This is a genomic window from Lysobacter arseniciresistens ZS79 (assembly GCF_000768335.1).
Taxonomy (GTDB): domain Bacteria; phylum Pseudomonadota; class Gammaproteobacteria; order Xanthomonadales; family Xanthomonadaceae; genus Novilysobacter; species Novilysobacter arseniciresistens.
This window is the reverse complement of sequence record NZ_AVPT01000033.1, coordinates 1-21132: the sequence shown is the minus strand read 5'-3', so window position 1 is coordinate 21132 and position 21132 is coordinate 1. Positions and strand designations below refer to the sequence as shown.

Below are 21132 nucleotides of genomic sequence, written 5' to 3'. Positions count from 1 at the left end.
GGAGCGACGCGAGTCGCGAACGCGGGGAATTTTCCGACTCGACGCCGCGGCCCGCGCCGATCCTCGCCACCCGCCGCCCCCGCCACGCTTGTGGCATGGGCCACATGTCTTCCGTCCGCCGGGGCCATGCCGCGTTGCGTCGCGGGCGGGCATCCGTAGCGGGCCAGGTTTATCTGCTCACCTTCACCACGCACGAGCGGCGGGCGTGGTTCGCCGACCCGGCGGCGGCGTTCGCGGTCTCTCGCGCCCTGGACGACCGGCGGCTGTGGGCCTCGTCGCGGCTGCTCGCCTGGGTGCTGATGCCCGACCACTGGCACGGGCTGGTGGAACTGGGCGCGCACGATTACGTGCCGTCGCTGGTGCAGCGGGTCAAGACGAACACCGCGCGGCGGGCGCGGCAGGCGATGCCGTCGATCGAGCGGGTATGGGCCACTGCGTATCACGACCGGGCGCTGCGGGCCGAGGAATCACTGGTGGACGCGGCGCGCTACGTGGTGATGAACCCGGTGCGGGCCGGGCTGGTGCGGCGGGTGGGGGATTACCCGTTCTGGGACGCAGTGTGGGTTTGAGGGGTGGCGGGGCTCTGCCTGGCCCGGCTCTTTGCGCGTTCGCGACTTGCGTCGCTCCTGCAGGGTCGCGCCGCCGCGCCCCCGCTTTTCGTAGGAGCGACGTAAGTCGCGAACGGGTGCAACCCGCCGGGTCGACATTCGACCAGCTGCCGCGATCTTGCGGAACGACGTGTATGGCCGTTTTGCAAGCCGAACCCGGGTGATCACCCGGTGTGTGCGGGTGAACCACGGGCGCCCGACGGGTCGTCGCGGCGCCCGGCCGGTTACCCCCGCCCGGCGCTCCGGCCGGCGCGGATCTGCGCATCCACCGCGGCGATCGCGGTCAGGTTGACCACGCGGCGGGAGGTGGAGTCGTTGGTCAGGATGTGCGCCGGCTTGTCCAGGCCCATCAGGATCGGGCCGATGGCGACGCCGTCGGTGGCGACGCGGAACATGTTGTAGGTGATGTTGGCCGCGTCGAGGTTGGGCAGCACGAACAGGTTGGCGCGGCCGTGCAGCGTGGTGTTGGGGAAGATCCGCCGGCGCAGGGCGTCGTTCCACGCGGTGTCGGCCATCATCTCGCCGTCGACCTCGATCTTCGGCGCGCGCTCGGCGAGGATCTGCCGGACCTTGCGCATCTTCGCAGCCGACGGGTTGTCGTGGCTGCCGAAGTTGGAGTGCGACAGCAGCGCCACCTTCGGCTCCACGCCGAACAGCTTGAGCCGGTAGGTCGCCTGCATCGTCGCCTCGGCGATCTGCTCGGCGGTCGGGTCCAGCTGCACGTGGGTGTCGAGGAAGAACCACGCGCCGGCGTCGTTGATCACGCCGGTCATCGCCGCGGTGCCGGTGACGCCGCGGTCGAAGTCGAACACGCTGCGCAGGTAGCCGAGCTTCTTGTGGAAGCGGCCGACCACGCCGCAGATCATCGCGTCGGCCTCGCCGCGCTCGACCATCAGCGCCGCGATCAGGCTCGGGCGCGAGCGCAGCAGGCTCTTGGCCGCCTCGATGGTGACGCCGCGGCGCTCGGTCAGCGCGTGGTACTGCTGCCAGTACTCGTCGAAGCGCGGGTCGGAGTGGATGTTGGTCAGCTCGAAATCGACGCCCTCGCGCAGGCGCAGGCCGAGCTTCTCGATGCGCGCGTTGATGACCTCCGGGCGGCCGACCAGCACCGGGAAGGCCAGGCCCTCGTCGACCACGGTCTGCACCGCGCGCAGCACGATGTGCTCCTCGCCCTCGGCGTAGACCACGCGCTTGCGGTTGCTCCGGGCGCGGTCGTACACCGGCTTCATCAGCAGGCCGGTGCGGTGGATGAACTGGCCGAGGGTTTCCTCGTAGGCGGCCATGTCGGCGATCGGCCGGGTCGCCATGCCCGAGTCCATCGCCGCCTTGGCCACCGCCGGCGCAAGCATCACCAGCAGGCGCGGGTCGAACGGCCGCGGGATCAGGTAGTCGGCGCCGAAGGTCGGCACGTCGCCGCCGTAGGCCGCGGCGAGGTCGCCGGCTTCCATCCGTGCCAGCTGCGCGATGGCGTTGACGCAGGCCAGCTTCATCGCCTCGTTGATCTCGCGCGCGCCGACGTCGAGCGCGCCGCGGAAGATGTACGGGAAGCACAGCGCGTTGTTGACCTGGTTGGGATAGTCCGACCGGCCGGTGGCGATGATCGCGTCGGGGCGGGCGCGCTTGGCGTCCTCCGGCAGGATCTCGGGGTACGGGTTGGCCAGCGCGAGGATGATCGGGCGCTCGGCCATGCTGGCGACCATCTCCGGCTTGAGGATGCCGCCGGCCGACAGGCCGAGGAACACGTCGGCGCCCTTCACTATTTCGGCCAGCTCGCGCTTGTCGGTGTCGGCGGCGTAGCGCGCCTTGTCGGGGTCGAGGTTGGGCCGGCCGGTGTAGATCACGCCCTCGCGGTCGAAGGCGACGATGTTCTGCTTCTTGACGCCCAGCGCGACCAGCATGTCGAGGCAGGCGATGCCCGCGGCACCGGCGCCGGTGGTGGCCAGCTTGATGTCGCCGATCTTCTTGCCGGCCACCTGCAGCGCGTTGAGCACGGCCGCGCCGACGATGATCGCGGTGCCGTGCTGGTCGTCGTGGAAGACGGGGATGTTCATCCGCTCGCGCAGCTTGCGCTCGACGATGAAGCACTCCGGCGCCTTGATGTCCTCCAGGTTGATGCCGCCGAAGGTCGGTTCGAGGCTGGCGATGATCTCGACCAGCTTGTCCGGGTCCTTCTCGTCGATCTCGATGTCGAACACGTCGATGCCGGCGAATTTCTGGAACAGCACGCCCTTGCCTTCCATCACCGGTTTGCCGGCCAGCGGGCCGATGTCGCCCAGGCCGAGCACCGCGGTGCCGTTGGACACCACCGCCACCAGGTTGCCGCGCGCGGTGTAGTCGAACGCGGTGGTCGGGTCGGCGGCGATCTCCTCGCAGGCGAAGGCCACGCCCGGCGAATACGCCAGCGCCAGGTCGCGCTGGGTCACCATCGGCTTGGTCGCGGTGACCTTGATCTTTCCAGGGGGGCTCAGGCGGTGGTAGTCGAGCGCGGCCTGGCGGAAGTCATCAGCGTGCTTGGATTCGGTGTCGGACATTGCGGGGACGGCGGCCGGAAGGACCATCGATTCTAGCCACCGGCGGGTTTACGCGTCGGTACCGGGTCCGGCGTTTCGCTCAGATATCGAGGAAACCGCGCTCGTCGACCGCGTCCAGCCGGATCCGGTTGGCGAACAGCGAGAACGCCAGCACCCCCGCCAGGCCGTTGGCGCGGGCCACCCAGCGCGGCATCCAGCGCGGCGGCAACAGCACCCCGGCCTCGAACAGCGGGGCGAAGCGCTGCACGTCGGCGAGCGTCATCTTGCCGGCGAACAGCCAGCGGCACAGGCGCAGCTGGCGCTGGCGCAGCGCCCAGCGGAAGAAGGTGTGCACCCCGATCAACCCGCGCAGGTACACCGCGTCCTTGGTGAACGCCGCGCCGCCGGTGACCGGCACGCCGCGGAACACGCGCTGGGCCGAGGCGAAGCTCTCCTCCGGGCTCTGGCCGGCGTCGAGGAAGTAGCGGAACACCTCGATGAAGTCGGCGCCCTCCAGCGCCATCGCCACCGCCTCGATCCGCAGGCTCAGCCGTTTCATCCGGCTGATGTCGATGCTGCCGGTGATCTGCTCGGCGAAGGTCGCCAGCCCCTCCTGGGTCGCGGTGGCGCGCGGCGACGACAGTGCCAGGCTGCCCAGCACCGGCTGCTCGCGGCCGTTGAGCGCGCTGAGCGAGTGTACGAAGGCCTCGTGCTGCAGCAGCTGGTCGCGGTCGTAGTCGCTGAACGAGGCGGTGGTGCGCAGGCGGATGCGGGTGGCACCGGCGGCCGCCTTGGCGATCAGGTCGGGGTCGAGTTCGACGTCGATCACGCGCTCGCCGAAGTAGTCGTCCAGGTCGCGCTGCAACTGCAGCTGCAGCGCGGTGGCGGAGATGGTGACGTGCTCGGACGGGGCCAGCAGCTCGCGGTCGAACTCGTCGGCGATCGACAGGAAGTGGCGGGCGGCGACGCGGGCGTCGGGGCCGTCGCCGGGCAACGGGTCGAACGGGCTGCCGTAGAGCCGGATCGACAGGTCGGTGACGGCCGGGGTACCGAGGTGCTCGCACAGTTGCGCGGCGGTGTCCCAGCTGGCGGCGGCGTCGATCAGGTACTGGCCGAGCGGGTGGTCGCGGTCGGCGGCGGCGGAGATCGCGGCGAGCTCGGTGCGCACGGCGGAGAAGTCGTGGCGGGGGTACTCGATCACCGGCAGGCGGACCACGCCGCGGGCGTAGTCGGCGACGAAGTCGGTCTCCATGCCGGCCGGCCAGCTGGCCAGGCTCAGCAGCCGCACCTCGCGCGCCGCCTCGACCATGCGCGCGTCGAGCGCGGCGTGGTGGGCGATGTCGGGCGGGAAGGCGGCGGGGGTCATCCGGCGGGTGGCTCGCGGGAAGCGCGGGTGCGCGTCGGCTGGAGCTTACTCCGCAGGGGACGCGGGGGGCTTTGTCCGTAGCAGCGACGTGCGTCGCGACCCGCCGGACGCTGGCGGCGATGTACAGGTCGCGACCTACGTCGCTCCCACAGGAGGCACCGGGCAGAGGCAGGCCTCAGTGCTTGCCGTACTTCTCGTCCAGCCGCTTCGACAGCGCCTTGCTGATCGCCTTCTTCCCGGCGTTCTGCGCGCGGCGATTGGCGAGGCGGTCGGCGGCGCCGGCGACTTCCTCGCCGAGCTTCAGGTAGTTGGCGAAGCGCTGCGGGTCGAGCCGGCCGCCTTCGATCGCCGCGCGCACCGCGCAGCCGGGTTCCTTCAGGTGCCTGCAGTCGCGGAACCGGCACTCGGCGGCGAGCGCCTCGACGTCGCCGAAGTTCTCGGCCACGTCCTCCTCCCCGGTCGGCTTGAGCTCGCGCATGCCGGGGGTGTCGATCAGGCAAGCGCCGGTCGGGAGCGGAATCAGCGCGCGGTGGGTGGTGGTGTGGCGGCCGCGCGCGTCGGACTCGCGGACCTCGCCGGTCTTCATCCGCTCGATGCCGAGCAGGGTGTTGGTCAACGTGGACTTGCCGGCACCGGAGCTGCCGACCAGCACCGCGGTGCGGCCGGGCTGCAGCCACGGCTTGAGCGCGGCCACGCTGTCGGGGTCGCGGGCGTTGACCGCGCGCACGGCGATGTCCTGCGCGGCCAGCTCGACCAGCGCGGCGAGCGAACCCGGCACGTCGGCGGCCTGGTCGGCCTTGGTCAGCACTACAACCGGTTCAGGAGCCGCCGGCCCCGCACCGCCGCCCTGGACCAGCAGCAGGTAGCGCTCGATCCGGCGCGGGTTGAAGTCGGCGTCGAGACCGCAGACCACGAACACCACGTCGACGTTGGCGGCGATCAGCTGCTGTCTGTAGTGCTCGCCGGCGGCACCGCGCTTGATCGCGCTGCGGCGCGGCAGCAGGGCGACGATCTGGATCACGTCGCCCGACGGTTCGACCAGCACCCAGTCGCCGACCGCGGCGCGCTGCTCGGGCGGGATGCCGCCCTTTTTGTAGCTCGGCGGGCGCTGCCACTCGGGCAGGGACTCGACGGTGAAACTGTTGTCCGGGCCGTCGGCGACGACATAGCCGCTGCGGTGCTGCTCGACCACGCGGGCCGGGCGCGCCTGCGGGTGTTCCGCCATGACCTCGCGCCATGCCGCGACCGCGACCTGGCCGTCATCGTCGAGCGGCCAGCCGATCGCCTGCAGGGCGAGGGCGGGGGGCATCAGGGGCGGTGGATTGGGCGCATGACGAGATTCTACAAGCGCCCTGTGCTCGCGGACCGTTGTCCTCCGACGAAAATTCCTCCGGGTGTAGGAGCGACGTGAGTCGCGACCTGTACATCGTCCCAGCGTTCGGCGGGTCGCGACTCACGTCGCTCCTACATCGAAGCACGTCCCACCCACCCGCCTTTCCGTTAGGCTGGCGCCACCCCCGAATCCACCCCGCTCCCGATGTCCCCACCGAGCCTGAAAACCCGCGCCCGCCTGTCCGAAGTCCGTTACGAGATCCGCGGCGAGCTCGCCCGCCGGGCGCGCGAACTGGAGGCGCAGGGGCGCACGCTGATCAAGCTCAACATCGGCAACCCCGGCGCGTTCGGGTTCCGCGCGCCGGAGCACCTGCAGCAGGCCATCGCCGGGCGCATCGCCGACACCGACCCGTACACCCACCAGCAGGGCCTGCCGGCCGCGCGCGAGGCGATCGCCGCGTTCCACCAGCAGCGCGGCACGCCCAACGCCAGCGCCGAGCGGGTGTTCGTCGGCAACGGCGTCAGCGAGCTGATCGACCTGTCGCTGCGCGCCCTGCTGAATCCCGGCGACGAGGTGCTGCTGCCCTCGCCCGACTACCCGCTGTGGTCGGCCGCGACCATCCTCAACGACGGCCGCCCGGTCTACTACCGCTGCCAGCCGGACAACGGCTTCCTGCCCGACCCCGACGAGATCGAGGCGCTGGTCACCCCGCGCACCCGCGCGATCGTATTGATCAACCCGAACAACCCGACCGGCGCGACCTACCCGCGCGAGCTGCTCGAGCGCATCGTCGACATCGCCGCGCGCCACGGCCTGCTGCTGATGGCCGACGAGATCTACGACTCGATCCTGTACGACGGCGCGACGTTCCAGCCGCTGGCGCCGCTGGCCGGCGAAGTGCCGTGCCTGTCCTTCGGCGGGCTCAGCAAGGTGCACCGCGCCTGCGGCTGGCGCGTGGGCTGGGCGGTGCTGTCGGGCGACCCGATCGCCAGCGGCGGATTCCACCACGCGATGGACCTGCTCGGCGCGCTGCGGCTGTGCGCCAACGTGCCGGGGCAGTTCGCGATCGAAGCCGCGCTGCACGGCGAGGACACCATCGCGCCGCTGTGCGCGCCCGGCGGGCGGCTGTACGAGGCGCGCCGCGCGGTGGTCGAGAGCATCGCCGCCAGCGAACACCTGCAACTGGTCGCACCGGCCGGCGCGCTGTACGCGTTCCCGGCCGTGACCGGCGCCGCCGCGCGCGGCTTCGACGACCACGGGTTCGCACTGGAGCTGCTGGAAACCGAGGACGTGCTGGTCGTCCCCGGCTCCAGCTTCAACGTGCCCTACCGCCACCATTTCCGCGTCACCCTGCTGCCACGGCCGGACGACCTGCGCGAGGTGTTCGCGCGGATCGACCGGGTGCTGGCGCGGCGCGCGGACGCGAACGCCGGCGCCGCCGCCAGCCGCACCGCGGTCGCCTGACGGAGCCCGGCCATGGCCACCGACCCCGCCGCCCTCACCTACCTCGCGCTTGGCGACAGCTACACCATCGGCGAGGGCGTCGGCTCCGGCGAGCGCTGGCCGGTGCGGCTGACCCTGGCGCTGCGCGAGGAAGGCGTGCCGCTGGAATTCCCGCGCACGCTGGCGACCACCGGCTGGACCACCGACGAGCTGTCCAGCGCGATGGACGCCGCCGTCCCGCCGCTGGGCCACTACGACTTCGTGTCGCTGCTGATCGGGGTCAACAACCAGTACCGCGGGCGCAGCGCCGCCGACTACCGCGGCGAGTTCCAAGAGTTGCTCCGGCGCGCGATCGGCCTCGCCCGCGGCCGCGCCGACCGGGTGCTGGTGCTGTCGATCCCGGACTGGGGCGTGACCCCGTTCTGCACCGCCGCCGGGGACCGCGACCCGGCCACCGTCGCGCGCGAGCTCGACGGGTACAACACCATCGCCGCCGGCCTGTGCGCGCAGCACGGCGTCGCTTTCGTCGACATCACCGGCGTCAGCCGCGAGCGCGGCGGCGAGACGTCGATGCTGGTCGACGACGGCCTGCACCCGTCGGCGGCGATGTACGAACTGTGGGCGCGGCAGGCGCTGCCGGTCGCGCGCCGCCTGCTGGCGACGCCGTGAGCGTGGCGGCCACGCGCCCGCTCGGCGCCGACGCCGCCCGCGCGATTGCCGGCGCGTTCGCCCCGGCACACCCGCTGGGCAACCGCTGGGACTACTACTACAGCCGCAGCAAGCTCGGCAGCGACCCGCTGTATCCGGGCGTCTGCGACGCGCTGCGCGGCAGCGATGCGCCGCTGCTCGACCTCGGCTGCGGACTGGGCCTGCTGGCCCACGCGCTGCGCGCCGACGGCATCGCGCTGTGCTACCGCGGGGTCGACAACGACGCCGGCAAGGTCGCGCGAGCGCGGCGGGCGGCCGAGCGGGCGGGGCTGGCGGACGCGTCGTTCGAGTGCGTCGACCTCGCCGCGCCGGGCTCGGGGGTCGACCGCCTCGGCCACCGCGGCAGCGTCGCGATCCTCGACGTGCTGCAGTTCATCCCGCCCGACGCGCAACAGCGCACGCTGGAGGCGGCGATCGCGATGCTGGTGCCCGGCGCACGGCTGGTGGTCCGCACCGGCCTCGACGACGGTGGCCGCCGCGCCAGGGTGACCCGCGCGGTCGACGTGCTGTCGCGCGCACTGGGATGGATGAACGCCGGCCCCAGCCGCTACCCCGACGCCGCCGCCCTGCGCGCGATGTTCGACCGCGCGGGACTGGTGTCGACCTTCGAGCCGCTGTACGGCAACACGCCGTTCAACAACTGGCGCGTGGTGGCGGAGAAGCCTGCGTAATGCGAACGCCGCCCCGCGGGCGCCCGCTTGTCGCCGGGCGCACCGGTCCGACCGCCGCTCGTGTAGGAGCGATGTAAGTCGCGACCCACTGACAACCGTTTGCGCGCGGGGGCGTGGGCGATTGCGGGTCAGCGTTCGCGCGGGCCCGGATCCGCGTGGAACGCAGCGCCCTCGCATGGTCAGTGGGTCGCGACTTACGTCGCCCCTACGACGTCCCGGGAATGACGGAAGCCTCCGCCGGGGCCTGCACCGCCTCCGGCAGCACCGCCGAATACCCCAGCACCTCCAGCCTCCGCAGCAGCAGTGCCAGCACCTCGACGTTGCGCCCGTGCTTCGCCCCTTCGTGCAACAGCACGATCGCGCCCGGCCGCAGGTCGCGCTCGATCCGCGCCACCACCGCGGCCGGCTCCGCCGCCACCGCGTCGTAGCCGCGCGCACTCCACGCCACCCGCGCCAGGCCGTGCTCGCGCAGCGGCGCCGAGACGAACGGGTTGGCCATGCCGACCACCGCGCGGAACCAGCGCGGCGCAATCCCGGCTATACCGGTGATCGCCGCCTGCGCCTCTGCGATCTCGCGTCGCATCGCCGCCGGGCCGAGCGCCCAGAACCACGCCTGCGGATGCGTATGGCTGTGGTTGCCGATGCCGTGGCCGCGCCGGGCGATCTCGCGCAACGCGTCCGGCCACGCCAGCGCCCGCTCGCCGACCACGAAGAACGTCGCCTTCACGCGGTGCGCGTCGAGCAGGTCGAGGATCGCCGGCGTCTGCTCCGACGGCCCGTCGTCGATCGTCAGCCAGACCACCGGCTCGCGGGTCGGCAGCCGCGCCAGCACCGGGCTGTACAGGCGCGAGGCGGGCTTCATCACGCCCCACCAGAACACCGCGTGGCTGGCCAGCATCAAGGGCAGCCCCACCACCCAGCCGAACCGCCACCACAGCGCCGCCACCAGCGCCTGCGACAGCAACAGCGCGCCCCACCAGGCGTGCGGGCGGCGCGGGACGCGGTGCAGCGGGTCGGGGCAGCCGGGTTTCGCCATGACCTGCATCATGCCAGCGGCCGCGGGGCCGGCGGTACACTGGCGCCCCCCCTGTTTTCCGGACCGCCGCCATGTCGCTCGACCCCGCCCTGCACGCCCGCATCCAGACCCTGCTCGACCAGAACCGGGTGGTGCTGTTCATGAAGGGCGAACCGCGCGCGCCGCAATGCGGCTTCTCGGCCAAGGCGGTCGCCGCGCTCGGTTCCACCGGCGTCGACTACCAGCACGTCAACGTGCTGGCCGACCAGGAGATCCGCGAGGGCATCAAGGAGTACGGCCAGTGGCCGACGATCCCGCAGCTGTACATCGGCGGCGAGCTGGTCGGCGGCAGCGACATCATCGAGCAGATGGCCAATTCCGGCGAGCTGCATGGCGCGCTCGGCCTGCCGGCGCCGGACCGCACCCCGCCGCGGATCACCATCACCCCGGCCGCCGCGCAGATGCTCGGCGAGGCCGTGCGCAACGCCGGCGAGGGCTATGCCCTGCAGGTCGACATCGACCCGCGCTTCAACGCCCGGCTGCAGCTGGCACCGGTCGACGGCGGCGCGATCGCCACCGAGGCGGCCGGCCTGCGCGTGCAGTTCGACCTCGCCGGCGCCCAGCGCGCGCGCGGCCTGACCATCGACTGGGTCGACGACGAGCGCGGCCGCGGGCTGGTGATCGAGAACCCGAACGCGCCGCCGAAGGTCACCGCCATCGCCCCCGCCGAGGCCGCCGAGAAGGTCGCCGCCGGCGAGCTGACCCTGGTCGACGTGCGCCCGGCCGACGAGCGCGCCGCGGCCTCGGTCAACGTGCCGTTCTCGACCCTCGACGGCGACTCGCGCGCGCACCTGGAAGCGCTGCCGAAGGACACCGCGCTGGCGTTCCTGTGCCACCACGGCCAGCGCAGCGCCGAGGCCGCCGAGCACTTCCGCAACCTCGGCTTCACCCGCCTGCACAACGTCCAGGGCGGCATCGATGCCTGGAGCGAGCAGGCCGACACCCACGTGCCGAAGTACTGATCAACCGCCGAAGCCGCCCTCGTCCAGCCACGCCTGCTCGGCCGGCGTGGTCGGGCGGCCCAGCAACCGGTTGCGGTGCGGGAAGTGGCCGAAGCGTTCGACGATGGCGCGGTGGTGCAGTGCCCATTTGTCGGCACCGGGGGTGGCGAGCGACTGGTACAGCTCGACCGCGCGCTGCTGGTCGAGCATCGCCTCGGAGTGCATGAACGGCAGGTAGAAGAAGGTCCGCAGTTCCGGCTCGACCTGCATGTCGTGGCCGTGGCCGATCGCGCGCTCGGCAACCGCGCGCGCCATCGGGTCGGTGGCGTAGACGTGGGCGCTGCCGCGGAAGATGTTGCGCGGGATCTGGTCGAGCAGCAGCACCAGCGCGAGCGCGCTTTCGGCCCGGTCCTCCCAGTGCGCGAGCTCGGCGCGCGAGGCGGCCATGTGGGCGTCGTGCAGGCGTTCGCGGCAGCGCGCGTCGAACGCGGGGCCGCCGCCGAACCAGCGGTCGGGCCCGGCCTCGCGCCAGAAGGTGACGACGTCCTCGGCGGTCACGTCCATGCGGGGTCCTCCGGCTGGGTAGGTGGATACCGTAGCAAGCGCGCGTCAACGCCGCGGCGTGGGCGTCACGCGTCCTCGTCCTCGCCGTCCGGGCCGCCGTCGCCCAGCTGGGTCTCGATTTCGGTGATCCACGCGGCGGTGATGCTCTCCAGCGTGACCGCGTGGATCAGCGGCTGGATCGCGCCGCCGGCGTAGGACTCGGCGATGAACCGGGCGTAGCGCTCGCGGTAGCCCAGCCACGCCAGGTGCACGGCGTCGAACGCGGCGAGGCCGCCGTCGTCGAGTTCGCCGCGCAGGCGCGCGACCAGCGCGTCGAGCCGCGCGTCGACGCGCTGGAACGAGTCGATCGCGCGCTGGTTCATCGCGGCCTCGTCGAGCACCGGTTCGCCGCTCTCGCGGGCGACCTGCTCGGCCTGGCTGACGTAGCGATCGGCGATCCTCACCGCGGTCTCGGCCTTGCCGATCAGCCGGCGCTCGAACCGCCGCAGCTCGTCGAGGCTGGTGTTGGCGTCCTCCAGCCCCTGCTTGAGGACCAGCAGCTTCTGGCTGCGCTCGATCGCGTCGACCGCGCCGCGGCGCTCGACCCGGCGCTGCACGAAGTAGAACGCCCAGGTCAGCGCGGCGCCGGCCAGCAGGTAGAGCAGTTGTTCCATCGGCGTGTTCCTCCCAGCGTTTCCCCGGCATGCCCCGATGGCATCCCGCTGGCTGCGTTTTCTCCGAAGACGGCCAGTGTGCGCCGGCGGCATCGCACCACCTGCGATCCCGGCCCCGACTTTGCGCAATGTGTCACCAATCGTGACCATCGTCAGGGTTGGCGTGGGCGAGCGCGCCGGGCTAGGTTTGCCGGGACCGTCCCGACCCTCGTCGCGACACGGCCATCAAGGGGAGACCGATGCACGCACCACAGCTTGCCGCGCTTGCGACCGCGCTCGGGCTGGTGCTCGCCGGAGGCGCCGCGCGCGCCGCCGACGACGCCAGGCCGTCGTTCGTCCAGGACCCGTACCCCAGCACCTACCAGCGCGTCGCTGCGCCACCGGTGCTGCTCGACAACGCGACCGTGCTGACCGGCACCGGCGCCCGGCTCGACAACGCCGACGTGCTGATGGCCGACGGCCGCATCGTCGCGGTCGGCCAGGCGCTCGAGCTGCCGGCCGGCGCCACCCGCGTCGACGCGACCGGCAAGTGGGTCACCCCGGGCATCATCGACGTCCACTCTCACCTGGGCGTGTACCCCAGCCCCGGGGTGCGCGCGCACAGCGACGGCAACGAGGCGACCAACGCGGTCACCGCCAACGTCTGGGCCGAGCACTCGGTCTGGCCGCAGGACCCGGGCTTCGCCACCGCGCTGGCCGGCGGCGTGACCTCGCTGCAGGTGCTGCCCGGCTCGGCCAACCTGGTCGGCGGCCGCGGCGTCACCCTCAAGAACGTGCCCGCCACCAGCTACCAGGCGATGAAGTTCCCGGGCGCGCCGTGGGGCATGAAGATGGCCTGCGGCGAGAACCCCAAGCGCGTCTACGGCGAGAAGGGCGGCCCGTCGACCCGGATGGGCAACATCGCCGGCTACCGCGCCGCCTTCATCGACGCCGCCGAATACCTCGCCAAGCACAAGCCCGACGCGCCGAAGAAGCGCAGCTGGTTCAGCGACGATGAGCCCGACAGCGGCAGCGACACCGGCGGCAAGCGCGACCTCAAGCTCGACACCCTCGCCGGTGCGATCAACGGCGACATCCTCGTCCATATCCACTGCTACCGCGCCGACGAGATGACCACGATGCTCGACCTGGCCGAGGAGTTCGGCTTCAGGGTCGCCGCCTTCCACCACGGCGTGGAGGCCTACAAGCTGGCCGACCGGCTGGCCGAGACCGGCACCTGCGCGGCGCTGTGGGCCGACTGGTGGGGCTTCAAGATGGAGGCCTTCGACGGCATCCAGGAGAACATCGCGCTGGTCGACCGCCCCGCCGGCAGCTGCGCGATCGTGCACAGCGACTCGGAGGAAGGCATCCAGCGGCTCAACCAGGAGGCCGCCAAGGTGATGGCGCACGCCAGGCTCGCCGGCATGGACATCAGCCCCGAGCACGCGATCCGGTGGGTCACCGCCAACCCGGCGAAGTCGATGGGCATCCTCGACCAGACCGGCACGCTGGAGCCGGGCAAGATGGCCGACGTGGTGGTCTGGAACGGCACGCCGTTCAGCGTCTACGCGCAGGCCGAGCAGGTCTACATCGACGGCGCGCGGCTGTACGACCGCAACGACCCGACGCGGCAGCCCAAGTCGGACTTCATGCTGGGCCAGTCGACCGGTGACGCCATCCGCGCAGGAGGTGTGCTGTGAGCCGCCCTGCACTGAAGGCGCTGGCCGCCGCCGCGCTGTCGTTCGTGGCGCTGGCCGCCAACGCCCAGGAGCTGCTGATCCGCAATGCCACCGTCCACACCGCCTGCCCGCAGGGCACGCTGCAGGGGGCCGACGTGCTGGTCCGCGCTGGCGTGATCGCGGCGGTCGGCACCGGCTTGTCGGCGCCGGCCGGCGCGCAGGTGGTCGACGCACAGTCGCGGCCGCTGACCCCGACCCTGTTCGGCGGCATCACCGCGATCGGGCTGGAGGAGGTCTCCGGCGAGCGCTCGACCGTCGACGGCTCGCTCGGCCTCGGCGCCGAGTCGCACCAGATGACCGTGCGCCCCGAGTTCGACGTGACCCTGGCCTACAACCCGGCCTCGGTGCTGGTGCCGGTGACCCGGATCGAGGGCATCGGCTGGACCCTGCTGGAGGCCGGCACGACCGAGGGCGGTTCGATCATCGGCGGACAGGGCGCGGTGGTGCGGCTCGACGGCAGCCCCGACCCGGCCGGCCCCGACGTGCTGTTCGTCGACCTCGGCAGCGACGCCGCCGGGCTCAGCGGCCAGTCCCGCGCGGCCCAGTGGATGCTGCTCGACCAGCTGGTCGACGAAGTCCGCGGCCGCATTCCGGCCGGCTCGCACGCCGCGCTGCTGACCCCGGCCGGCCGCGACACGCTGAAGAAGTATCTCGACGGCGGCGGCCGGGTGGTGGTCGAGGTCGACCGCGCCGCCGACATCCGCCAGCTGCTGCGCTGGTCGAAGCGCCACGGCGTCAAGGTCGCGGTCTCCGGCGGCGGCGAAGCCTGGAAGCTGGCCCCGCAGCTTGCCGCGGCCGACGTGCCGGTGTTCGTCAACCCGCTGGCCAACCTGCCGTCCAGCTTCGACCAGATCGGCGCGACCATCGAGAACGCCGCGCGGCTCGACGCCGCCGGCGTCGCGGTCGGCTTCACCCAGGGCGGCGATACCCACAACGCGCGCAAGATCCGCCAACTGGCCGGCAACGCGGTGGCCAATGGACTGCCGTGGGAGGACGGCCTGGCCGGCCTGACCTCGGTGCCGGCGCGGGCATTCGGCGTGGCCGACGAACTCGGCAGCATCGCGCCGGGCAAGCGCGCCGACCTGGTGCTGTGGAGCGGCGACCCGCTGGAGGTCAACGCGGTGGCGATGCAGGTCTGGCTCGACGGCGAGGCGATCGAAATGCGCAGCCGCCAGACCGACCTGCGCGACCGCTACCTGCGCACGCTGGTGCCGCGCGCCAACGGCGGCCTGCCACGGGCCTACCCCACCACCGCCGATTGACAGTGCCATGTAGGAGCGACGTAAGTCGCGACCTGCACATCACCTCCAGCGTTCGGCAGGTCGCGACTCACGTCGCTCCTACAACCGAATCATCACCGTTCAAGCGACGCCGGCCACCCGCCGGCGTCGTCATTTCGGCCCATCGCACGGTTAAGCTGCCGCGACCACCACCCGTGGAACCCATCATGCCGCCTTTCCCGCAGATCGAGCTCAACTGGCTCGCCGTCCTCACCGCCGCCGTGTCGGCATTCCTGCTCGGCGGGCTCTGGTACGGGCCGCTGTTCAAGAAAGCGTGGTGCCGCGAGGCCGGGGTCGATCCCGACCGCGCGCCGCCGCACCCGGCGCGGATCTTCGCGGTGGCGTTCGCCTGCAGCCTGCTGGCGGCAATGATGTTCGCCGTCGCGATGCCGCCGGGTGCCGGGGCCGCCGACGGCTTCGGGGCAGGCTTCGTGGTCGGGCTGTTCTTCGTGGCGATGAGCTTCGGCATCAACTACGCGTTCGCCGGACGCAGCCTGACGCTGTGGATGATCGACAGCGGCTACCACATCCTGCAGTTCGCGCTGTACGGCCTGATCATCGGCGCCTGGAAGTAGCCCCGGCGCCGGGCGCGGCCCGACAGGTGCCCCCGTAGTGCGACGCCGGTCACGGACGGATATGCTTCGACGCAAGCTCCGTCTTCCAGCGCCCCCGGGGGAACCATGCGCATTGGACTTGTTGTCGACTCGGCCTGCGACCTGCCGCTGCAGTACCTGCAGCAGAACGAGATAACGATCCTGCCGATCACGGTGCGGATCGGCGAAGCGGTGCTCGCCGACCACCGCAACCCGGAAGCGACGCTGGAGTTCCTGCATGCCCACGTCGCCGAGCGTGGCGCGGAAGCCGAAACCACGCCGTACACGGTGCAGCAGATCCGCGATCTGTTCCTGGAGCGGCTGGTGATCGACTACGACCACGTGTTCTGCATGACGATCACCAGGTCGCGCAGCCCGATCAACGAGAACGCGCAGCAGGCCAGCTTCGCGATCCTCAACGACTACAAGGCCGCGCGCGCCGCCGCGGGCAACACCACGCCGTTCGCGCTGCGGGTGGTCGACACCCAGAACCTGTTCGCCGCCCAGGGCATCACCGCGGTGGAGGCGGTGCGCCTGCGCGCTGCCGGCGAGGGCGCGCCGAAGATCCGCGCGCGGCTGGAGAACCTCGCCCTGCACACCCACGGCTACCTGGTGCCGCGCGACCTTTACTACCTGCGCGCCCGTGCCCGCAAGAAGGGCGACCGCAGCGTCGGCCTGCTCAGCGCCGCGCTGGGCAGCGCGCTGGACATCAAGCCGGTGCTGCACTGCCATCGGGGCGAGACCGGCCCGGTCGCCAAGATCAAGGGCTTCGAGCCGGCGGTGGAGAAGATGTTCGGGTTCGCCGCCGAGCGCGTGCGCGCCGGCCTGATGACCCCGACCCTGTGCCTGAGCTACGGCGGCGAACTGGCCGAGCTGCGCGCGCTGCCCGGCTACGACGAGCTGCGCGCGACCTGCAGCGAGTACAACATCGAGGTCTTCGAAAGCGTCATGAGCCTCACCGGCATGGTCAACGTCGGCAAGGGCGCGGTGGTGGTCGGCTTCGCCGCAGAGGGCGCGCCGAAGTTCGAGTAACCGGCGGCGCCCGCCACCATCGGCAAACCCGAACCGGGACTTTCTGCCTAGGTACGCCGCCGGCGGGGCGGCTAGGCTGCGGGATTCGTCCGCAATCCGTGCCCGCCCATGACCCGTCGCCTGCTCGCCATCGCGCTGTCGTCCGCGCTGTCCGCCTCGTTCGCCCTGCCCGCGCTGGCGCAGGACCCGCCACCGCCCGCGCCGCAGCCGCCGGTCGACCGCAACACCAGCGACACCGAGGATGACCGGGTCCAACTCGAACAGGACGCACTCGACCCGGTCGGCACCGACCCGGCGCAGGCGCCGCCCGAGGTCGCCAAGGGCGTCAGCCGCCCGGACGGGGAGGCCGACGAGCCCAAGTGGGACGTCAACGCCGCGCACGGCCCGACCAGGGTCGTGCGTTTCGAGACCGACGAAGGCACCTGGATGGACGTCGACGTCTCGCCCGACGGGCGCGAGCTGGTGTTCTCGCTGCTCGGCGACCTGTACCGGATGCCCGTCACCGGCGGCGCGGCCCGTCGCATCGCCGCCGGTCCGGCGTGGGAAATCCAGCCGCGCTGGTCGCCCGACGGCTCGCGCATCGTCTTCACCTCCGACCGCGGCGGCGGCAACAACCTGTGGACGGTGGACGCCAACGGCGGCGACCCGGTGCAGGTGACCAAGGAGGACTTCCGCCTGCTCAACAACCCGGCGTGGACGCCGGACGGGCGCTTCATCATCGGCCGCAAGCACTTCACCTCGGAGCGCTCGCTCGGCGCCGGCGAGCTGTGGATGTACCACGCCAGCGGCGGCGGCGCGGGCCTGCAGCTGGTCGGGAAGATCAACGACCAGCAGGATCTCGGCGAGCCGGCACTGTCGCCCGACGGCCGCTACCTCTACTACTCGCAGGACGTCACCGGCGGCGAGACGTTCGAGTACAACAAGAACCCGCATGACGTGATCTACGCGGTCAAGCGGCTCGACCGCCAGACCGGCAAGACCGACACCCTCATCGCCACCCCCGGCGGTGCGGTGCGGCCGCAGCCCTCGCCCGACGGGCGGTCGCTGGCGTTCGTCAAGCGCATCCGCGACAAGTCGGTGCTGCACGTGCTCGACCTCGCCAGTGGCGAGGTGCGTCCGGTCTGGGACGGCCTGAGCCACGACCAGCAGGAGGCGTGGGCGATCTTCGGCCCGTACACCGGGTTCGACTGGATGCCGGATTCCAGGTCCGTGGTGATCTGGGCGCAGGGCAAGCTGTGGCGGGTCGACATGGCCAGCGGCACCCCGACGCAGATCCCGTTCACCGCGCAGGTCGAGCAGACCGTCACCGAGGCGCTGCGCTTCGACCAGGAGATCGCCGAAGGCAGCTTCGCGCCGAAGATGATCCGCGACGTGGCGACCAGCGCCGATGGCGACACGCTGGTGTTCCACGCGGTCGGCAAGCTGTGGCGCAAGTCGCTGCCCGGCGGCGAGCCGCGGCGGCTGACCGGCAACGAGGGCCTGTACGAATACGAGCCGAGCTTCAGCGCCGACGGCGACAAGCTGCTCTACACCACCTGGTCGGACCAGGCGCTCGGCGCGATCTACGTGCGCAGCGCCAACGGCGGCGGCAAGGGCACGCGCGTCACTTCCGACCCGGGCTTCTACTACCACCCGCGGTTCTCGCCGGACGGCAGCCGTATCGTCTACAGCAAGTCCGGCGGCGGCGGCCTGACCGGCAGCCTGTGGTCGGGCGACCGTGGCATCTACGTGATGCCGGCGCGCGGCGGCGAGGCGGTGCGCGTGGCCGAGCGCGGTTCGGCGCCGCAGTTCAGCGCCGACGGCTCGCGCGTCTACTACCTGACCGGCGGCGGGCTGGAGAAGAAGCTGATGTCGGTCGGCCTGCACGGCGAGGACCCGCGCGAGGTGTTCGACCTCAAGTACGTCGACTCGGTGCAGGTCAGCCCGGACGGCAAGTGGGTCGCCTTCACCGAGCTGTTCAACGCCTTTGTTGCGCCGATGGTGGAGACCGGCAAGGCGGTCGAACTGTCGAAGGACAGCAAGGCGGTGCCGGTGTCGCAGGTCAGCGCCGACGTCGGCAGCTACCTGCACTGGGCGGCCGACTCGCAGTCGCTGCACTGGATGGTCGGCGACCGCTACCACTCGCGCGCGCTGGACGAGAGCTTCGCGTTCCTGCCCGGCGCGCCGGCGGAGATCGCCAAGCCCGTGCACGGCGGCGGCATCGCGGTCGGGCTGACGGTGCCGGTCGATGCGCCGGACGAGGTGGTCGCGTTCACCAACGCGCGCATCGTCACCATGCGCGACGCCGAGAACACCGAGGAGGTCATCGAAGGCGGCACCATCGTCCTGCGCGGCGACGTGATCGCCGCGGTCGGTCCGGCCGGCTCGGTCGACATCCCGGCCGGCGCCAACGTCATCGACGCCAGCGGCAAGACCATCCTGCCGGGCTACATCGACGTCCACGCGCATGCCGCGCATTTCGGCCGCGGCGTGGTGCCGCAGCAGAACTGGGCGTACTACACCAACCTCGCGTTCGGCATCACCACCATGCACGACCCGTCGGCGACCACCGAGTTCGTGTTCTCCGAGGCCGAGCTGCAGAAGGCCGGGCGCATGGTCGGCCCGCGGGTGTTCTCGACCGGCACGATCCTCTACGGCGCCGACGGCTCCTTCAAGGCGGTGGTCAACTCGCTCGACGACGCCCGCAGCCACCTGCGCCGGATGCAGGCCAACGGCGCGTTCTCGGTCAAGAGCTACAACCAGCCGCGCCGCGAGCAGCGCCAGCAGATCAACCAGGCCGCGCGCGAGCTGGGCATGCTGGTGGTCGAGGAAGGCGGCAGCACCTTCCACCACAACATGACGATGATCCTCGACGGCGCCACCGGCATCGAGCACAACATCCCGGTCGCGCCGCTCTACGACGACGTCATCAACCTGTGGAAGGAAACCGACGTGCGCAACACGCCGACGCTGGTGGTCAGCTACGGCGGCCTGTCGGGCGAGTACTGGTGGTACGCGCGCGACAACGTCTGGGAGAACGACAAGCTCAACCGCTTCTTCCCGCGCGAGACGCTCGACGCGCGCAGCATCCGCCGCGAGATCGCGCCGGACTGGGACTACTACCACATCGAAGTTGCCAGGGCGCTCAAGACGATGCGCGACGCCGGCATCAAGGTGCAGGTCGGCGGCCACGGCCAGCTGCAGGGGCTGAGCCCGAACTGGGAGATCTGGATGCTGACCCAGGGCGGCTTCAGCAACTTCGAGGCGCTGCGCGCGGCGACGATCGACGGTGCCGACTACCTCGGGCTGTCGGACGAGATCGGCTCGCTGGAGGTCGGCAAGCAGGCCGACCTCGTGGTGCTCGACGGCAACCCGCTGGAGGAGATCCGCGACACCATCGAGACCCGCTACGTGATGGTCGACGGCCGGCTGTTCGACGTCGACGCCGACATGGCCGAGATCGGCAACGACGCGGAACCGGCGCCGAAGTTCTACTGGCAACGCCACCGCGACGGCCAGACCTTCGGCCTGGAGTTCGGCCCGACCGCGGTCTGCCACTGCCCGAAGGCGCACGGCGCGCACGTGCACCTGGACTGACGGACGGGTTGCCGGCGCGGTCGCGATGTGTGGCCGCGCCGGCCTCCGCGGCTGTCGCCGATCCGACACGGCCCATTCACGAAGCCGCCATGCGACGCTGCCCAGACTGCAGGCGTCCCCAGGAGAACCGCGATGGCCACTCGTTACTACATCAGCCTTCCCGACGGCAGCCGCGCACGCGGCAGCGACCCCGACCTGTCGTTCACCGCGCGCAGCGGCCCCGGCTTCGCCGCCGAACTGCAGGAAGCGCTGCGCAGCGACCGGCTGTTCGAGCGTTGGCGGATGAAGCAGGACGAGCCCGACGAGGTCGACCCGTCGCTCGGCGCGACCGACCCCGAGGCGACCGTCCACGGCGAGCAGGACGACCTGCACATCGACCTGGTGGTGACATCGACCATCCCCGGCACCGTGCTCAAGCAGCGCCTGCGACTGCTGGCCGGCAGCGCCTGGGAGCTGCGCGACGTCACCGCGGCCTGACCACGGCCCCACGCGGCCGGCACAATGCCGGCATGAACAACCTCCTGCTTGCATGGAGCGGTGGCAAGGACGCGCACCACGCTGTGCTGCGTCGACACCACGCAGCTGGACGCCGGTTTCAGCGGCCGCGACTTCGACGCGACCCTGCTGGCGGAGCTGCCGCCGGGCTGCGACCCCTGCGGCGAGGACGGCGAGTTCCACACGCTGGTGCATGACGGCCCGATGTTCGATGCGCCGTTGCGGCTGCAGCGCGGCGGGACCGTGCTGCGCGACGACCGTTTCGCCTTCACCGACTTCTCGTGCTGGCGGGCTGAGCCGCAAGCCCCGCGAGGCCCGCCGTCCCGCCGCTAGGGCCGTTCCCACGGTTCCACCGGTCCCGGTCGTGGCAGGAACAGCGGGTGGCAGTCCGGCGATTCGAGCCCGCGCCAGCGTTCGTGCAGCAACGGACTGCGTTGCGCGAACTTGGCCAGCAGGTGCCGCCATTCGTGTTCGAGCTGGCCGCTGCTGACCGCGATCGGCGCCACCGTCTGCAGCGGGCCGAGCTTGTCGCGGGCGCGACGTCCCCCCGGTTTTGAGTAGCACCG

The 21132-nt window shown here is 71.6% G+C and carries 18 protein-coding genes and 1 pseudogene; 12 read left to right on the top strand and 7 right to left on the bottom strand.

Annotation, left to right across the window (positions count from 1 at the left end; translation table 11 throughout):
- Window positions 1-104: 104 nt before the first annotated feature.
- Window positions 105-569, top strand: a complete 465-nt coding sequence (locus N799_RS12395) for an REP-associated tyrosine transposase (RefSeq protein ID WP_036213056.1) — start codon at window positions 105-107, stop codon at window positions 567-569.
- 263 nt (window positions 570-832) lie between these two features.
- Here the strand turns inward: N799_RS12395 and N799_RS12390 are convergent, their stop codons facing one another.
- The 3 genes from N799_RS12390 to rsgA form a co-directional block, all read right to left on the bottom strand.
- Window positions 833-3139 carry an NADP-dependent malic enzyme gene (locus tag N799_RS12390; protein WP_036213018.1) on the bottom strand — a complete coding sequence of 769 codons (2307 nt, stop codon included), beginning with the start codon at window positions 3137-3139 and terminating at the stop codon, window positions 833-835.
- Between the two features lie 79 nt (window positions 3140-3218).
- On the bottom strand, window positions 3219-4484 hold the full coding sequence (locus N799_RS12385) for a flavohemoglobin expression-modulating QEGLA motif protein (RefSeq protein WP_036213016.1): 1266 nt from the start codon (window positions 4482-4484) through the stop codon (window positions 3219-3221).
- A gap of 175 nt (window positions 4485-4659) precedes the next feature.
- Window positions 4660-5793 carry a ribosome small subunit-dependent GTPase A gene (rsgA, locus tag N799_RS12380; RefSeq protein ID WP_052101534.1) on the bottom strand — a complete coding sequence of 378 codons (1134 nt, stop codon included), beginning with the start codon at window positions 5791-5793 and terminating at the stop codon, window positions 4660-4662.
- A 228-nt stretch (window positions 5794-6021) separates the two neighbouring features.
- On the opposite strand from rsgA, the gene N799_RS12375 reads away from it, so the two are divergent.
- From N799_RS12375 to N799_RS12365, 3 genes are read left to right on the top strand one after another with little or no spacing between them, the layout of a single operon-like run.
- Window positions 6022-7281: a pyridoxal phosphate-dependent aminotransferase gene (locus N799_RS12375; protein ID WP_052101533.1), complete on the top strand. Its 1260-nt coding sequence runs from the start codon at window positions 6022-6024 to the stop codon at window positions 7279-7281.
- A gap of 12 nt (window positions 7282-7293) precedes the next feature.
- Window positions 7294-7929, top strand: a complete 636-nt coding sequence (locus N799_RS12370; protein WP_036213014.1) for an SGNH/GDSL hydrolase family protein — start codon at window positions 7294-7296, stop codon at window positions 7927-7929.
- Window positions 7926-8639, top strand: coding sequence for a methyltransferase domain-containing protein (locus N799_RS12365; RefSeq protein WP_152597957.1), 714 nt, complete (start codon window positions 7926-7928; stop codon window positions 8637-8639). Before N799_RS12370 ends, N799_RS12365 begins: the two co-directional genes overlap by 4 nt.
- A 205-nt stretch (window positions 8640-8844) precedes the next feature.
- On the opposite strand, the gene N799_RS12360 is transcribed toward N799_RS12365, so the two are convergent.
- Window positions 8845-9675 (bottom strand): polysaccharide deacetylase family protein, encoded by an 831-nt coding sequence (locus N799_RS12360; protein WP_052101535.1) that lies wholly within the window; start codon window positions 9673-9675, stop codon window positions 8845-8847.
- Between the two features lie 71 nt (window positions 9676-9746).
- On the opposite strand from N799_RS12360, the gene grxD reads away from it, so the two are divergent.
- Window positions 9747-10676, top strand: coding sequence for a Grx4 family monothiol glutaredoxin (grxD, locus tag N799_RS12355; protein WP_036213012.1), 930 nt, complete (start codon window positions 9747-9749; stop codon window positions 10674-10676).
- Here grxD and N799_RS12350 read toward each other — a convergent pair whose 3' ends face one another.
- Entirely contained in the window at window positions 10677-11219 is a 543-nt protein-coding gene (locus N799_RS12350; RefSeq protein ID WP_036213010.1) for a DUF924 family protein, read from the bottom strand.
- A gap of 65 nt (window positions 11220-11284) precedes the next feature.
- Entirely contained in the window at window positions 11285-11872 is a 588-nt protein-coding gene (locus N799_RS12345; protein WP_036213008.1) for a lysozyme inhibitor LprI family protein, read from the bottom strand.
- A gap of 239 nt (window positions 11873-12111) precedes the next feature.
- Here N799_RS12345 and N799_RS12340 point away from each other — a divergent pair, with 239 nt between their 5' ends.
- The 7 genes from N799_RS12340 (at window position 12112) to N799_RS12310 (ending at window position 20899) form a co-directional block, all read left to right on the top strand.
- On the top strand, window positions 12112-13551 hold the full coding sequence (locus N799_RS12340; RefSeq protein ID WP_052101532.1) for an amidohydrolase: 1440 nt from the start codon (window positions 12112-12114) through the stop codon (window positions 13549-13551).
- Window positions 13548-14852 (top strand): amidohydrolase family protein, encoded by a 1305-nt coding sequence (locus N799_RS12335; RefSeq protein WP_036213005.1) that lies wholly within the window; start codon window positions 13548-13550, stop codon window positions 14850-14852. The genes N799_RS12340 and N799_RS12335 overlap by 4 nt, the downstream gene beginning before the upstream one ends.
- Before the next feature lie 185 nt (window positions 14853-15037).
- Window positions 15038-15445, top strand: coding sequence for a DUF1761 domain-containing protein (locus N799_RS12330; protein ID WP_036213034.1), 408 nt, complete (start codon window positions 15038-15040; stop codon window positions 15443-15445).
- Window positions 15446-15550: 105 nt separating this feature from the next.
- Complete coding sequence (locus N799_RS12325) at window positions 15551-16495, top strand: DegV family protein (RefSeq protein WP_036213002.1); 945 nt, start codon at window positions 15551-15553, stop codon at window positions 16493-16495.
- A gap of 108 nt (window positions 16496-16603) precedes the next feature.
- Window positions 16604-20071: an amidohydrolase family protein gene (locus tag N799_RS12320; RefSeq protein ID WP_081975013.1), complete on the top strand. Its 3468-nt coding sequence runs from the start codon at window positions 16604-16606 to the stop codon at window positions 20069-20071.
- A gap of 132 nt (window positions 20072-20203) precedes the next feature.
- On the top strand, window positions 20204-20548 hold the full coding sequence (locus N799_RS12315; RefSeq protein WP_036212999.1) for a hypothetical protein: 345 nt from the start codon (window positions 20204-20206) through the stop codon (window positions 20546-20548).
- A gap of 60 nt (window positions 20549-20608) precedes the next feature.
- A complete protein-coding gene (locus tag N799_RS12310) occupies window positions 20609-20899 on the top strand; it encodes a Dph6-related ATP pyrophosphatase (RefSeq protein WP_052101530.1) in 291 nt (96 codons plus the stop codon).
- Here N799_RS12310 and N799_RS15710 read toward each other — a convergent pair.
- A pseudogene (locus N799_RS15710) lies at window positions 20896-21132 on the bottom strand (hypothetical protein); the annotation flags it as partial. The gene N799_RS12310 and the pseudogene N799_RS15710 overlap by 4 nt on opposite strands.

Excerpts from the sequence above, each read along its gene's own strand:
- N799_RS12315 (WP_036212999.1), top strand. The coding sequence starts at position 20,204 with ATGGCCACTCGTTACTACATCAGCCTTCCCGACGGCAGCCGCGCACGC.
- N799_RS12325 (WP_036213002.1), top strand. The coding sequence starts at position 15,551 with ATGCGCATTGGACTTGTTGTCGACTCGGCCTGCGACCTGCCGCTGCAG.
- N799_RS12385 (WP_036213016.1), bottom strand. The coding sequence starts at position 4,484 with ATGACCCCCGCCGCCTTCCCGCCCGACATCGCCCACCACGCCGCGCTC.
- N799_RS12340 (WP_052101532.1), top strand. The coding sequence starts at position 12,112 with ATGCACGCACCACAGCTTGCCGCGCTTGCGACCGCGCTCGGGCTGGTG.
- grxD (WP_036213012.1), top strand. The coding sequence starts at position 9,747 with ATGTCGCTCGACCCCGCCCTGCACGCCCGCATCCAGACCCTGCTCGAC.
- N799_RS12360 (WP_052101535.1), bottom strand. The coding sequence starts at position 9,675 with ATGGCGAAACCCGGCTGCCCCGACCCGCTGCACCGCGTCCCGCGCCGC.
- N799_RS12350 (WP_036213010.1), bottom strand. The coding sequence starts at position 11,219 with ATGGACGTGACCGCCGAGGACGTCGTCACCTTCTGGCGCGAGGCCGGG.
- N799_RS12320 (WP_081975013.1), top strand. The coding sequence starts at position 16,604 with ATGACCCGTCGCCTGCTCGCCATCGCGCTGTCGTCCGCGCTGTCCGCC.
- N799_RS12390 (WP_036213018.1), bottom strand. The coding sequence starts at position 3,139 with ATGTCCGACACCGAATCCAAGCACGCTGATGACTTCCGCCAGGCCGCG.
- N799_RS12370 (WP_036213014.1), top strand. The coding sequence starts at position 7,294 with ATGGCCACCGACCCCGCCGCCCTCACCTACCTCGCGCTTGGCGACAGC.
- N799_RS12375 (WP_052101533.1), top strand. The coding sequence starts at position 6,022 with ATGTCCCCACCGAGCCTGAAAACCCGCGCCCGCCTGTCCGAAGTCCGT.
- rsgA (WP_052101534.1), bottom strand. The coding sequence starts at position 5,793 with ATGCCCCCCGCCCTCGCCCTGCAGGCGATCGGCTGGCCGCTCGACGAT.
- N799_RS12345 (WP_036213008.1), bottom strand. The coding sequence starts at position 11,872 with ATGGAACAACTGCTCTACCTGCTGGCCGGCGCCGCGCTGACCTGGGCG.
- N799_RS12395 (WP_036213056.1), top strand. The coding sequence starts at position 105 with ATGTCTTCCGTCCGCCGGGGCCATGCCGCGTTGCGTCGCGGGCGGGCA.
- N799_RS12330 (WP_036213034.1), top strand. The coding sequence starts at position 15,038 with ATGCCGCCTTTCCCGCAGATCGAGCTCAACTGGCTCGCCGTCCTCACC.